Annotated in this window: 5 protein-coding genes; all 5 read right to left on the bottom strand. The window is 66.2% G+C overall.

Annotated features, from left to right (window positions below; translation table 11 throughout):
- Window positions 1–14 precede the first annotated feature (14 nt).
- Window positions 15–1,907 (bottom strand): siderophore-interacting protein, encoded by a 1,893-nt coding sequence (locus tag CH274_RS00915; RefSeq protein ID WP_143546509.1) that lies wholly within the window; start codon window positions 1,905–1,907, stop codon window positions 15–17.
- A gap of 65 nt (window positions 1,908–1,972) precedes the next feature.
- Window positions 1,973–3,046, bottom strand: a complete 1,074-nt coding sequence (locus CH274_RS00910) for an ABC transporter substrate-binding protein (RefSeq protein WP_032395940.1) — start codon at window positions 3,044–3,046, stop codon at window positions 1,973–1,975.
- A gap of 80 nt (window positions 3,047–3,126) precedes the next feature.
- Window positions 3,127–10,770 (bottom strand): non-ribosomal peptide synthetase, encoded by a 7,644-nt coding sequence (locus tag CH274_RS00905; protein WP_094656540.1) that lies wholly within the window; start codon window positions 10,768–10,770, stop codon window positions 3,127–3,129.
- Window positions 10,771–14,133 carry a non-ribosomal peptide synthetase gene (locus CH274_RS00900; RefSeq protein ID WP_094656539.1) on the bottom strand — a complete coding sequence of 1,121 codons (3,363 nt, stop codon included), beginning with the start codon at window positions 14,131–14,133 and terminating at the stop codon, window positions 10,771–10,773.
- On the bottom strand, window positions 14,130–15,824 hold the full coding sequence (locus tag CH274_RS00895) for a (2,3-dihydroxybenzoyl)adenylate synthase (protein ID WP_179275608.1): 1,695 nt from the start codon (window positions 15,822–15,824) through the stop codon (window positions 14,130–14,132). The genes CH274_RS00900 and CH274_RS00895 overlap by 4 nt, the downstream gene beginning before the upstream one ends.
- Between the last annotated feature and the right edge of the window lie 3 nt (window positions 15,825–15,827).

Below are 15,827 nucleotides of genomic sequence, written 5' to 3'. Positions count from 1 at the left end.
CAACGCTAACCTAACTAGACCTCGCGCACAACGGCTTCGGACGCACGCCGCAGGTCGAGTACGGCGATACCCCAACCGACCAGTCGAGACGCGGTCACCGTCAGTCCCGCTGCGGCTGCCACCGAGTCGAACTCGGCTCTGGTTCGCACTCCGCTGCCGTGCATGCACAGCATCAGCAGATCGAACTCGGCCTGGTCCTCGTTGATCGACTGCTCGTCCGACAGCCGTTCCACCACAATCAGTTTACCGCTCTCGGAGACGCCCGATGCGGCACTCGCCAGCAGCAACGCCAGATCGTCGTCGCGGTAGTGCCCGGTGACCTCGAGCAACAGATACGCGTCGAATCCACCGGCCGGGGTCGTACGCGGTTCGGACACGACGCTCTGAGCGCACTCGGTCACACGCGCCGGAAGTTCCGGCCTCGTCTGCAGATCACGTCGGACGAGGTCGAGCTCGCTGGGCAATCCGAGAACGGTTGCCGACATCGCGTCGTGGGCCGTCAGGATCGAGCCGAGCACCACACCGGAGGCCGCACCGGTCACCGCCAACGTCGACACGTCGTCGAACGAATAGTCCTGCACGAGGGCCGGACCGAGGAACGCAGCCTCGTCGGCGATGTGGTTGTGATGCAGTTCGGTCAGCCGCGGCGAACCTGCGAGGTCCTCACTCAACGTCCTGCCGGTGAGCAGGCTGGCGCTGGCACCGCCGGTGCGCAGGCTCTCCACGAGGCCGGTGATCGACAGTTCCACTCGCGCCTCGATTCCCTCGAGATCCAGCCAATGCGAGATCCAGTCGTCACCGAGCATGGCCTCACCGATATCGGCGAGGACCACACCGCCGTCCGAGTCCACGCCGAGCACGTCGACGGCCCGCAGATAGCGGACGAATTTTGCCAAGGCTCGCACGTCGGTGCCGGTGACCGTCGCCAGTTCACCAACGGTGCGTACGCCGCGCGAGACATGCAGCGGAATGCGCAACGTGTTGGCCGCTCTGATTGCGAAGGGCGAGAACAACTCCGCACGTTCGGCGAGCCTGTCGAACGGCTCGGATTCGCGGGCGGTCAGATCGGGAACTTCCGGATCGTCCGTGCGAGTGAGTACCTCTGCGCGACGCCAGTATCCGGTGACCTCGACCATTTCGGGCGGCAGGGCGCGATCCTCCCGCAGGTATCGCCTGATGCCCTTGAGCGCTGTGGATTCGCCTGCGACCCAGGCGAACACGGTTCCGTCCCACCAGGGTGCTCTGCGCACGGCCGTTTCGAGCAGATCCCCGGTGCCTGCAACTGCGCCGTCGCGGTGGACCCAGGTGATCTCGGCGTCGGCGGCCGTCGGCAGCGGTAGTTCTCGCTCGGCGTCGGCCACCTCGACGAACACCCGGATTCGCTCCCCCGCCGCGGCCTCGTCGAGATAGCGAGCAACGGCAGGCAACGCTGTCTCGTCGCCGACGAGCAACACCCAATCCACCTCGGCGGGTGCATGACCCGACCGCACCGGACCGAGCAGCGGGATGGAGTCACCCACCGAGCAGCGACGCCCCCACGTCGATGCAATTCCGGTGTCGTGGGTGACGAAATCGAGCGTCAGTTCCGCACTGTCGGTATCGACGCTGCGCACGGTGTAGTTGCGAGTAACCGGCCGCGGGTCGCGCGGCCACTCCACCGCGCGCTCGTGCTGGACGGGCAGCGCCATCGTGCCCATGTCGTCGAGGGGAAAGAACAGGCGAACGAAATCGTCGAATCCTTCACTGCGCAGCGCCGGGAACTCGAATCCGTCACGCGTGAACTCACGCAGCTGCGGCCCACCCAACACGATCCTGCGCATTCCAGGACCGAGTTGCCGCGTGTCGATCACGGTGGCCGTACGGATGACTTCGGGAAAGACGACCTGAAGTCGGTGGGACCTTGCCACGGTGAAACACGCTCCTTCTCGGATGAATGCACGTCTGCGGTGCGTCGGGTGGGCCTGCGCTCGGATCAGCCCTGGACGTTCTCGGCGGCGGTGTTCAGCGCCGATGCCACGTCGTCGAGGATGTACGGAATGGTGAGCACCGTCAGGCCGCCGAACGCGAAGTTCTTGTCTGCACTGAGGTTCTCGGTCGATGCAGTGCGCCCCTGTGCCAGCACGGGCTGCGAGGCCACGGCCGGTTCGACGAGGAAGGCACCCAGCGATTCCTTGTCGTAGGCGACGACGAACAACACATCCGACTTCAGCAGCGAGGCCTGCTCGAGGCTGAGCTCGAAGTACACGGCATCGGGATCCTCGACCGGGTCGGCTTCCTGGATGGTGGGCTCGTTGACCAGACCGAGCTGTTCGAGGAACTCGACGCGCACGTCGTCGTCCTTGCTGACCGCGAACGTGCCCGGAGCGTTGGGCAGCGCGATGGTGACCGTCTTACCCTTCAGCGCCGGATATTTCGCAGCCGCGTCGGCGATGGAACCCTCGACTCCGGACACCAGATCGGCAGCCTCCTTCTCCTTGCCCAGGGCCTTGCCCGCAATGGTCAGCTGGTCCTCCCACGACGTCGTCCACTGCTCGTCGGGGTAGGCGACGACCGGCGCGATGTCGGAGAGCTGGTCGAACTCCTCCTGAGTCAGTCCCGAGTACGGAGCGAAGATGAGATCGGGGGCGGCGGCGGCGAACTGCTCGACCGGGACCGCGCCGGTTCCGTCACCGGAGAGCAGCGTGGGTGTTTCGCCGCCCAGGTCGGCGAGCGCCTTCGCGTCCCACTGCAGAATGCCGCGGTCGTCCGCGCCGTACTGAGCGCCGTCGAAGGTCGGCATGGCGACGGGCACGACACCGAGGGCGAGAATGGCGTCCTGGTTGGACCAACCCCAGGTGGCGATCCGCTCGGGTGCCTCGGGGATCGTCGCGGATCCGAGTGCGGAATCGATGGTGACCGGGAATGCCGATTCCTGCGCAGCAGTCGTGGATTCGGCTGTGGGTGCCTCGTCGGTACCACTGCTGCACCCGGCGGCGAGGGCGATGGTCAGCCCTCCGGCGAGCGCGATCGACGCGGCGCTCCTCATCCACTTCGTACGAACCTTCATCGTTGCTCGGTACCTCTCGACTCGACCACGCGCTTCGGCGTCCAACACCCGACCGGGTGAGGCGACTGACAAGGTAACACTTATGAGGTAACCCTTGCCTCACTAGGAGCGCCGGCAGCGAGTATTCGGCACGTGGCCGACAACGCGTCGTGCCACAGCCCTGCGAGTTCCTCGACACCGGACAGCACCCCCTCCGGCCAGCTCATCGTCACACCCAGCACGGACGAGCCACGGAGGTCGTTGATGTAACTGTCCACGATCAAGGCGTAGCCGCAGGGGGTGTTCACCCCGGGGGTCGAGTCGAGGCTGCTGCGCAGCCGACTGGCACCGAACGGCCCGTCGGTTGTCGCGTCGAAACGACCGAGGTAGTTGAATTCGATGTCTGCACCGGGTGTTCCGCGCAGAGTCTCGCCGGCGTCGCCGCCCATCCACCGCAACAGTCCATAGGTCGATCCGTCTCCCGGCACCGAGTCCCTGGACGCCTTGGCGGCGGTTGTCAGTTCACGCAGAACGGACTCTGCCGCAGGGAGATTCCCCTCGTGCGCGGTCAACGTGCGGTGATCCCGAGGCTTCGCGGTCAGACGGAGCGGGAACACCGCAGTGAGCCATCCGACCACGGCCGAGCCGTCCACTCGGTCGGAGGCCGCTCCCGAGCGTCCGTGACCTTCGACATCGACGACGAACGACTGCGGGTCCACCGCATCGGGATTCGTCCAGTGTGCCGCTGCCGCAGCGAAAGTCGCCAACAGCAGGTGTTCGACGGAGACCCCGAGGTGAGTACGAGCCGCCGATATCAGCCCTGCACTCTCGTCCTGCGACAGGGCGAAGAGAGTGGTACGCACGCGGGCACCGGTGTCGATCGACGGGTCGAGTGGCCGCGTCGACGGAATCTGCGCCGCTCCGTCACCGATGCTCGCCCAGTAGTCGAGATCGGCGAGCACCTCGGGCGAGTCTGCGAGACTGCGCATCTCGTACGCCCACTGCCGCATCGACGGACCGACGGGGTTTCGCTCGACGGCGGCCTGCGTCCAGCAACCGACCAGATCGGGCAACAGTATCCGCCAACTCACTCCGTCGACCACGAGGTGATGCAGCGTGATCAGCAGCTCTCCCGACGACGCGGGATCGCGTCCGTGCCGCAGCCACACGACATCGACCATCCTCGCCGCGGCCGGATTCAATCGCGCACGTGCAGAACGTGATTCGGCAGCGACCCGATCCGCCGGCTCGGACTCGGTCGTTCCGTCGCAATCCTCGATGCGAATCCACTCGGTCACATCGGCGGTGCCGTCCGGCAACACCGTGAAGCTGGACTCCGAACCCGGGCTCCGCTGGAATCGAGAATGCAGAATCGGATGCCGAGCAACGAGGCGGACGAGGAGCTGCGTCAGCGAGTCCTCGGTGAGCGACGCCGGAGCATCGAGCAACACCGCCTGCGAGATCTCGTCGATGGGCCCGTCGAGTGCGTCCATCCACCGGACGATCGGTGTCAGCGGAACGTCCCCGTAGGGGCCGACAGCAGGGGTTGCGTTCGACGGTTCGCTCGACTCGAGCTGACCTGCAATGGTTTCCGGCGTACGGAGCGACACGATGTGCCGCGGTGACACCCCGACGCCGGCCGATCGGAGCCTCGCGGACAGCTCCATCGCCATGATGCTGTCGCCGCCCAGATCGAAGAAATCGTCGTCGGCACCGACCTGGGGCAGGTGCAACACCTCGGCCACGGCAGCGCAGATCCGCCGCTCGGCATCGGTACGTGGAGCACGCCCGGTCCGTGTGGAGAACACGGGCTCGGGCAATGCGGAGGCATCGACCTTGCCGTTCGGCAACAGCGGAAAAGCATCGAGCACGGTCAGTGACACCGGCACCATGTACGACGGCAGCAGACCCCGCAACCGGGCACGGGCAAGATTCGTGTCGAGCTCGCGATCCGACGCCGCAACCAGATACCCGGCGAGCGTGGCGTTCCCGGTATCGGCACCTCGGACCACCACTCGCGCGTCGGCGACTGCGTCGAGGTCGCGCAATCGAGCCTCGACCTCCCCCACCTCCACTCGGTGGCCACGAATCTTGACCTGATCGTCCGAGCGGCCGCCGTATCGCAGCGCAGCATTCTCGGTCCACGCCACGAGATCTCCGGTCCGGTACAACCGCGTGCCGTCTGCAGCGAAGGGATCGGCAACGAAGCGGTGAGCCGTACGCCCCGGTGCGTGTCGGTAGCCCCGCGCGACTCCGGGACCGGCCAGGTAGAGCTCGCCGAGCACGCCGGGCGGGACCAGCCGCAGGTTGCGGTCCAGCACGTATGCCCGCATGTTGGTCACCGGCCTACCGATCACCGGCTCGCTCACCAGTTCGGTGGAGGTGTACACCGCATCCACCGTCGCCTCGGTCGGGCCGTAGAAGTTGTATGCCACCAGGGTTTCGCTGGTGCGCAGTCGATTCCACAAGTCCGCAGATACCGCTTCTCCGCCGACCCCGACCGTGGACAGCGTGTCGATCGATCCCACTCGCATCATCTGCTCGAGCAACGACGGCACGACCTCGACAAAGTCCGCCGCCAGCTCCGTCAGCCGGGCTGCCAGTTCCACCGGGTCGAGGACGGTCCCCGGATCGATCAGATGAAGTGTGTGACCGCCGAACAGCCACAGCTGCGGTTGCCAGGACGCGTCGAAGGCCATCGACCACGCGTGCGCAACGTTCAGGGTGGGCTTGCCCGCGCGAGCGATCGCCGGAGTGTGCACGTTCTCGCGGTGCGAGTGGTACAGATTGGCCAGGCCTCGATGCGAGACCAGAACGCCCTTGGGCACACCCGTCGTACCGGAGGTGTAGATCGTGTACACCGGATGATCGGGATGCAACGATGCCCGACGCTCCGCATCGGTCACGGCGACGGAATCCGTGGACGACGGCTGCAGCGCCGCAACGGAATCCGTGGTCACGGTGACCACCGGCTGTGCTTCGTCGAGGATCTGGCGAGTACGCTCGACCGGCCAGTTCGGATCCATCGGCAGGTAGGCAGCCCCCGACTTCATCACGCCGAGGATCGCTGCCATCGTCGTCGCCGTGCGCGGGGCCTCGACGGCCACGATGTCCTCGGCGCCGATTCCGGATCCGATGAGCGATCGTGCAATTCGATTGGACACGCGATCCAACTCCGCGAACGTCCACACCGTGGTGTCGTCCTGAACAGCGATCGAATCGGGCTGCTGCGCAACACGATCGGTGAACAGGTCGACCATTGTTACGTCAGGGTAGGCGCGCTCGATGCCGGCGCACTCCGAGGTCAGCCGAGCCGCCGTCGACTCGTCCACGAGGGACACCGATGCGATGGGCGGGTCGCCCGGCTCGGCGAACGTTCGAAGCACTGCCGTCATGGCCGACGCCACCGCATGTGCGCGCTCCGCCGACACGGCGTCGCTGCGGTATTCGAGCACCAGCCGCAGTCTTTCGCCGGGGAACACCGTCAACGTCAGTGGGTAATGAGTCACCGTATGGAACCGGGCGACCGAGACCGAGAAGTCCTCCGAGTCGATACCGTTCGTTTCGGCGGTGGCGAAGTTCTCGAACACCACGAGGGTGTCGAACAGTGTCCCCCGGCCGACTGCCTTCTGGATGTCCGACAGGCCGACGTGATGATGCGCGGCAACGGCGATGGAGAACTCGCGCAGGCCTGCGAGAATCGACGACAGGGTGGCATCGCGACCGACCTCGGCGCGCACCGGGATGGTGTTGATGAACAACCCGACCATGTCCCCGACACGGTCCAGGTCCGTCGGGCGGCCGGATACCGTCGACCCGAACACGACCGATTCGCTGTCGGTGAAGGACGACAGAACCACGGCCCATGCCGCATTGATCAGCTCGCTCGCCGTCACCGATCGCCGACGGGCGGAGTCGGTGAGGCGAGCAGTGTCGTCGGCATCCCAGCCGATCTCGATCTCCCGAACCTCGGACCGGTCGTTCGAGGTCAGCGGTGCGGACGGCGCGATGGTCGTGGGAGCGAGGTCCGGGCCGAGCGCCTCGCGCCATACATCGATCGACGAGTCGTCCCGACGCGACAGCCACTGCAGGTAGTCGTCGAACGGAGCCGGAGCCGGTAGATCTCGGCCTCGGTACAGCATGAACAACTCGGTGCCGACGGTACCCATGGACCACCCGTCGACGAGCAGATGGTGCACGGTCAGCACCACTCGGTGCAGCTGTTCTCCGCAGTCCAGCACGAGAATTCGCACGAGCGGATCGTGCTCGATATCGAAGGTACGGCGATCGTCGAGCACCGATGCGCGCGCCGAGTACGAATTAGGATCGTCCACCGCGTGCCTGACGACCTGCACCCGACCCGCATCACGCACGGCGACGGTGGTCCCCGTACTCAGCGTGAGAAAGCGTGAGCGCAGAGCTGGATGACGATCGAGCAGCGCGTCCAGCGCGGCGTCGAGTCGATCGGTGCGTAGCTCGCCGCGCACCTCGAACTCGGTGGCGATGACGTAGATCTCCTCGACTCCGTCCCCGGCGGCAACGGACTGGAATGCCAGACCCTGCTGCAGCGGAGTCGCCGGACGTGCGAGATCGGCGTCGACACCGAGTCGGCTCAGTTCGGCCAGATCGTCTGCATCGAGCAACGGGGTAGTGCTGTCGGGTTCCGCTGCGCCGACGGCACATTCGGCCTGTCGGGCTCGTCGGACGAGTCCGGAGACGGTACGGCATTCGAAAACGTCCGCCGTGGTGATGGCCAACCCGGCTCCCCGCGCGTGATACACGAGCGTGATGGCGGTGATGCTGTCGCCGCCGAGTGCGAAGAAGTCGTCGTCGACGCCGATGGACTCGGCACCCGCACGAGTGGCGTCGACGAAAAGGCCGACGAGGCAACGCTCGTCGTCGGTGGCAGCTGCACGTGAGCGGCTGGGTTCGCTGTCCGGAATTCCTCTCTGTACCAGAGCGATCCGGTCCGTCTTGCCGTTGGGAGTGTTCGGCAGTCGGTCGAGCGGCACCCAAAACGTCGGCACCAGGTAGTCGGGTACACGGGCGCGCAGAGCGTCGCGTACTGCCGCGGTATCGACACTCTCGGGGGTCAGGTAAGCAACGAGCACGGTCGCGCCTGCGCTGTCCGTCACCGCCACCACCGCGCATTCGTTCACGGATTCGCTGTCGGCCGTGAGGTTCTCGACCTCACCGAGCTCGACGCGATGTCCCCGGACCTTGACTTGCCTGTCGTCGCGTCCCAGGAATTCCAGCGCTCCGTCGTCGACGATGCGGGCGCGGTCACCGGTGCGATACATTCGCCCACCGTCGACGCGAGGGTCCGCGACGAAGCGAGCCGCGGTGTCCGCAGGCCTGCCGGCGTACCCGCGGGCAAGTTGGGCTCCCGAGACGTAGATGTCGCCGCCGACGCCCGTCCGTACCGGGAGCAAGCGGCCGTCGAGCAACCCGAGGACCGTGTTGTTCACTGCCGTTCCGATGACCGTCGGATCACCTGCGACGCGATGCACCGCGACGTCCCCGGCCACCTCGGACGAGCCGTAGGAGTTGTGTACCGAGGCGTGGGGCGTGGCGTGTCCGATGGCGTCGATCGTGCTGCTGGTCAACGGCTCTCCGCTGAGTATCCAACCGGTCAGCGAACGGCATTCCGGCGTCGAGGTGGTTGCCAATGCCGCAGCGAGTGACCCGACGGCGGTGATCTGCTCGGCACCGGATCGTTCGAGGAGCGCAGCCAACGCGCCCGCGTCGGCGTACTCGTGGTCCTGCGCCAACACCACTCGTTGACCCGCGAGGATTCCGGTGAGCAGTTCCGTGGCCCCGTCGATGAACGACAGCGAGCTCTTGGCAATCCGACTCGTGGGTCCGCCCCATCGCTCGGTCGCCCAGTGCAGGCGATTGGCGAGCGCGTTCCTCGAGCCGAGCACACCCTTGGGTGTACCTGTCGAACCCGAGGTGTAGACGAGATATGCCCCGCAGTCGCCCGGAATGCTCAGGGCGAAGGGTTCTTCCACCGCCCCCGTAGCCGAACTCGAACGGGTTCTCGTCGCGGTCTCGAGTTCGGCCAGCGCGGCAGGTGTGGCGTCGTCGACCAACAGGATGTCGTGGCACGAATCCGACAACAGGTGGTCGATACGCTCGCGCGGGTAGCGAATGTCGATGGGAACGAACACCGCACCCACGTCGATGGTCGCCAGCAGCGCGGCCACCATGTCCGTACCCCTGCCGAGGGCGATAGCGACACGGCTCTCGGTCCCGACGCCGTGGGCGCGCAGGAGCGCCGACACCTCGGACACCCGAGTCCGGAGTCGGCCATACGTCGTCTCATTGTCGCCGACCACCAGCGCGATGTCCTCGCTCGACCGCGCGAACCTGTCTGCAAGGGCCGCTTCCAGCGTCGGCACCGACCGGTGTGGCCCGATGCTGTATCCCTGGCCGTCCGGGGCCGACAAGAGCTGCGGCACATCGACGTCCGGACGGCTCGTCAGTCGGTCCAGCATCTCGACGAAGGTCTCGGCGCACACCGTGGCCGAACGATGATCGACGGCTGAGTCGTCGTGCAGGACGAATGCCCACAGCGTCGGGTCGGGCCCGACGATCAGAGCCATCGGAAAACTCATGTGCGCGCCCAGTACCGTGACCTCGTCCACGACGGGGTGCTCGACGGCCGGCTCGCTCGCATTCGGGACCGGTGCCGGATAGTTCTGATACACGACGATGGTGTCGAACAATTCACCGCCACCGACGGTTCCGGCGATGTCGGACAGGCCGAGGAATCGGTGCTCGTCCAGGTCGAGATGGTCTGCCTGTAGGCCGTCGACCACCTCTGCGACCGCCGACGTCGAATCGAACCGAAGCCGCACGGGCACGGTGTTGAGCAGCAGACCGACCATCGCCTCGGCCCCGTCCAGATCGAACGGCCTGATGGAGCTCGCCATTCCGAACGACACGTCGACTGCTCCGGTGCGAGCCGCCAGCATCGACGCCCACGCCACCTGCACCACCACGTTCGTAGTCGCTCCGCGGCTCCGCGCGTAGTCGGCGACGCGTCGTCCCAGCCGGTCGTCGATGTCGAGATCGATACGGGAGGATGAATTCGCCTGTGACGGTGCGCCGTCTGCGATCAGGGTCGGAGAATCGAAGCCGTCGAGATACTTCGCCCACCGCGCCAGCGCCGCATCACGATCCTGACCGGCCGTCCAGGCCAGGTAGTCGGAAAAGTCCGGAGCAGGGGGCAGAGCAGCCGACTCCACCGATGTGTAGAGGGCGATCAATTCACGAACGAAGATGGCCTCGGACCATCCGTCCATCAGGGCGTGATGGTAGGTGATCAGTACCCGTGGCGACCGAGGATCGGTGGAGTACGCGAATCGGATCAACGGACCTTCGAAGAACGCGAATCCGGCGGACCTGTCGCGGCCCAGATGATCGTTCCACTCTCCGACGACAGGTGTCGGTTCCGGTGTCGATGCGCGCGGAACCACCCACACCAGGTCGCCGTTACGGCGCTGGCGCAGCTGCGCTTTGATGTTCGGATGACGCTCGAGCAGGTGTTCGAGGGCGCGGGTGAGACGGCCGCGATCCACCGGAGCAGACAGGTCGAGCACTGTCTGCGACAGATACGGGTCCTGTGTCGCCGCAGCAAGACTCGACTGCAGGTACATGCCGGTCTGCAGCGCCGTCAGCGGGAGGACAGCGGCGATCTTGGATTGCGGAGCAGCCGCGGTCTCGGTCGTCGTCTCGGTCACTCAGATACTGCTTTCGAATTCGTCGAGCTCGTCCTGGGACAGATCCACGGTGACCGCCGCAGCAGAGACCGCAGGCCGGGCGGAGTCGTCGGTGACGAGCTCCGCACCGAACATCCGCACTGTTCGCTTGCGCATCACCTCACGCGGTGCCAGCGGTATCGAGGCCTTGCGCGCCCGCGATGCCACGGCGAGGGAGGTGATGCTGTCACCGCCGAGGGCGAAGAAATCGTCGTCGATACCCACCCGGCCGACCCCGAGAACCGCCTCGACGATCTCGCACAACATCGTCTCCACCGGTGTTCGTGGCGGCACGAACGTATCGCCGCCCGCGGCGTCGACGGCGGGCAGAGCTCGTACGTCGAGCTTGCCGTTGATCGTCATCGGAACGCGTTCCAGAGCGGCGAACAGCGTGGGCACCATGTACTCCGGCAGGACGGCCGCAAGCTCGTCCCGAATGGATCCGAACAACGCGGAATGGTCCTCGCCAGCAGCGGCATCGCGGGGAACCACGTACGCGGCGAGCGCCCGGGTACCCGCGCCGATCTCCACCGCTCGCACCACCGCACCGGCAACCGCGTCGCAGTTCGTCACTGCCCGCTCGACTTCCGCGGTCTCCACGCGATATCCGCGGATCTTGACCTGGTCGTCGGCACGGCCCAGATAGTCGAACAGGCCATCGGGCCTGATCCGCACCAGATCGCCGGTGCGGTACATCCGCTCGCCCGGCGACCAGGGATCGGCGACGAAACTGGTTGCCGTATGCGCGTATCGGTGCAGGTAACCGCGGGCCAGACCCACACCCGACAGATGCAGCTCACCGACAGATCCCACGGGGACGGGACGTAGCCACTGATCCAGAACGTACGCGCGAGTTCCGAGGATCGGTGCACCGATCGACGGGGTGTCACTGTCTCGGGTACCCGCACCGAGCGCATTGATCGTGTACTCGGTAGGTCCGTAGAGGTTGTAGCCGACACCGCCGAGCTGCTGCCACAACGAATCGGGTACCGCTTCCCCGCCGAGGAGCACCAGCGGAATCCGATGTCCGTCGTGCTCGTTCAGCAATCCCAGGTCCAGCAGGTGCCCGGCGTACGTGGGCGTCACGTTCACCACGTCGATCAGGTTCTGCTCGCAGTATCGCGCCAATGCTTCACCGTCACGGCGCAATTCCTCGTCGCAGACATGCACCTCGTGGCCCTCGACCAGCCACAGCAGCTCTTCCCACGACATGTCGAAGGAGAACGAAACGGTGTGCGCGATCCGCAGCGTCCGATCCCCGGCCGCGGCGATGGTCGGAACGAAGATCTCGTCTCGGTGGTTGATCTGCATGTTCGTCAGACCCCGGTACGGGGTGACGACGCCTTTGGGCGTGCCGGTCGAGCCCGAGGTGTAGATGACGTAGGCCGGGTGCTCGAGGCGGCCGGGTGTCCCCGGCGCGAACGGCCCCGAGTCGAACTCCAACGGCTCGATGCGTTCCGCCAATTCGGCTGCCACGGCGGGATCGTCGACGATCATCTCGGTGGCGTCGGTCGTCAGTCCTCGGGCCTGTGTCTCGGTGGTCGTCACCAGGATCGTGGGCCGTGCGTCGGCCAACATCAGGTCGAGGCGATCGCTCGGATAGTCGAGTTCGAGGGGCAGATAGGCCGAGCCGGTGCGCAGTACCGCGAACAGGGCCACCACCATCTCCACCGACCGCGGCAGCGCGAGGGCGACGATGCGTTCCGGACCGGCACCTCGGCGCAGGAGTGCCCGTGCGCACGCACCGACGCGCGCGTCCAAGTCTCCGAACGTCACTCGTTCGGCCCCGAACACCAGCGCGGTCGCGTCGGGCACGGATGCGGCCCGGTCGGCGAGCAACTCGGCGATCGTGGAATCGCCCAGTCGCTCGAGCCTGTCGTCGAAACCGTTGTCCACGATGCTCACCGATTCGGCGGCCGGTGACGGCCACTGCGATATCGGCAGATCGGGCTGCTCGGCAACGGTTTTCAGAGCGTTCTCGAAGGAGTCGAGTAGATACCGTGCGCGATCGTCGTCCACCGAGTCGGGCAGGTACGTCACCGACAGGTTCAGCTCGCTACCCGGGTCGACGGCAATCGACACCGGGAACTCCGAGCCGTCGACGGTCGAGACGTGTCGTACCCGATGCTCCGACGGAGCACCGGTGTCGACTGCAGGACCGGCCGCGTTGCGCAGCACCAGCAGGGTGTCGAACAGCGCACCGGCACCGATCGCCTTCTGAATTCCGCCGAGACCGAGGGTGTCGTGTGCCATCAGATCCAGGCGCTGATCTTGCACTCGCGCAGCGATGCCCGCGACGGTGTCGGATCCGCCCGCCGTGACCCGGAGGGGAACGGTACTGATGAACGCGCCGATGGCATGCTCCGAGCCCGGCACCTCCATCGGGCGCCCGGCAACGGCGGTACCGAACACCACGTCGGACCGACCGGATATGCGCATGAGCACGCCGGCCCACGCGGCCGCCAACACGGTGAAGAGCGTCGACCCGGATTCGCGCGCAATCGAATCCAGTCGTCCGGAGACCGCCTGCGACAGTCTCCGTTCGACGCGTCGAGGAGCCTCGTCGCCGCCCTGACCCGATTCGGCCACCAGTGTGGGCGTGTCGACATCGCCGAACCAGCGCTGCCATGCCCGCTCGGACTCGACCCGGTCGCGAGAGGCCAACCAGCGCAGATACTCCCGGTAGCCGTGATCGAGGTTCGGGCTCGCGCCGTCGTACTGCTCCAGGACACGCGAGACCAACAACGCCGAGGACCCGCCGTCGAAACACCCGAACCAGTAGGTCGTCAACAGGCGATCGACACCGTCGGGAAAGTGCACGAGCGTGACCCGGAACAGTGGCGGCGCAACGATGTCGAACGACCGCTGCCGGTCGTCGGCGAGTATCCGGTTCCACTGCTGGTCGATCTCGCTCGCCGAGCAGCTACCGAGGTCCACCACCGTCAACGGTGCCTGCACCGTCGACAGAACCACTTGCACCGGCATGCCGCCGTCGGGAGTGACGAATGCCATGCGCAGCGCCGCAGTGGAGTCGACCACCGACTGCAGGGCACGACGAACCCTGTCGCCGTCCAGAACCCGGTTCACCTCGACCACGGTACGAACGGTGTAGAGCTCGGTGGCGTCCGCATCCACGCCGACCTGATACACCAGCCCGAGCTGCAGCGCAGACAACGGCCATACATCGTCGACGGAGCCGAATCGTGCTTTCAGCGCACCGAATTCGGGCGATTCGAGGTCGGCGAGAGGACCGCGCTCGATCTCGGCGGTCTCGCCACCCCGGGCGCGCCGGAGCCGATCCGCCAGCAACCGGCGCTTGATGTCGTCGAGATCCGTCGCCTTCATCGAGTCGCCTGCCGTTCGGAGGACTGCGTGACGAGCAAGGACTTGTCCACTTTGCCGATTGCCGTCACGGGCAGCGACGGTCGGGTCACCACGCGGTCGGGCAGCTTGAACCCCGCGCAGCCTGCGGCCGTGAGGAATGCTCGCACCTCGGCGACGGTCGGAGCGCTGTCGTTTCCAGCGCTGTCGTTCCGAGCACTGTCGTTCGGCACGATCACGGCGCAGATGCTCTCACCCACATCGGGATCGGGTACTCCGATCACCGCGGCTCGGGCGACTCCGGGATGGGTGAGCAGGAGATCCTCGAGCTCGTCGGCCGCGACGTTCTCCCCGTTGCGGGTGATGACGTCCTTGATCCGGCCGGTGACGACCAGGTGACCGGAAGGCAATCGTCGAACCTGATCTCCGCTGCGGTAGAAACCGTCGGGGGTGATGGCCGTCGTATTGTGCTCTGCCGCAGCGTAGTAGCCGTTGATGGTGTACGGGCCGCGGGTGAGCAGCTCGCCCGTCTGCCCTGCTGGGACGTCGTGACCGTCGGCGTCGACGATCCGGATCTCGTCGTGCTCGGACAGGGGACGTCCTTGGGTGCCGATCACCAGCTCCGGTGCGTCGTCGGTCCGTGTGTAGTTCAAGAGCCCCTCGGCCATCCCGAACACCTGCTGCAACCGGCACCCGAGCGACGGTTCGACGATCTTGGCGATCTCGGGTGTCAGCTTCGCTCCCCCGACCTGCAACAAGCGCAGGCTGGACAGGTCCGCCTCTTCCCAGTCCGTCGCCTCGCACCACAGATGTGTCAACGTCGGAACCAGCGCGGTGACCGTGACCCGATGCCGCTCGATCACCGTGAACACCTGATCGGGACTGGGGGTACGGGAGAACACCACTGTTGCTCCGACCCCGAGAGCACCGAGCAGACCAGGACAGGCCAGCGGAAAGTTGTGCGCGGCAGGCAGAACCGCGAGATACACGTCCTCGGCCGTCAGCTCACAGACCTCCGCGCTGGCCCGTGCGTTGTACTCGTAGTCGTTGTGGGTACGCGGAATCAACTTCGGCAGACCCGTCGTTCCGCCGGATACCAACAGCACCGCGATATCCGCAGGGGCCGCGCGCGGAAGATCCCGTGGCGTACCGACGACCTCGGACAACGGACTGTGCGAGCCGCACGATCCATCGACGAAGACGTCCCGAATGCTCGGTACCGCCGCCACTGTCTCGTCGGCGAGCGCACGGTAGTCGAACTGTCCGTCCCGGTCGGCGATCACGTACGCCACGGCCTTCGATGTGGCTGCCAGATGGATGATTTCGCGTCGGCGATGTGCGGGGAGAGTCAGTACCGGGACCGCGCCGCACTCGAGCAACGCCAGCAGTACCACCGCGAACGACACCGAATTGGGTAGTTGCACCACCACTCGATCCCCCGGCCCGATGCCGCGGTCGGCAAACCCTGCTGCGGTCGCTCGTACTCGCGAATACAGCTCGTCGTACGTCAGCTCCTCGGATTCGTCCACTACCGCGCGTCTGGAGCCGAAGCGGTGCACCCACGAGGTGAACACGTCGGGAAGTGTTGTCTCGCGCCAGAGTCCGGCGTCGAGGTACGTTCGGGAGCGGCCCCGGTCGAACGGTACGAAGTCAGCGTTGTGCTCGATGACTGGGTGCACTGTGGATTCCCGATCGTGGAAGGAGTGGGTGGGCATGTC

Source organism: Rhodococcus sp. 06-418-5, from assembly GCF_002258285.1.
Lineage (GTDB): Bacteria > Actinomycetota > Actinomycetes > Mycobacteriales > Mycobacteriaceae > Rhodococcoides.
This window is presented reverse-complemented; position numbering and strand designations above follow the sequence as displayed.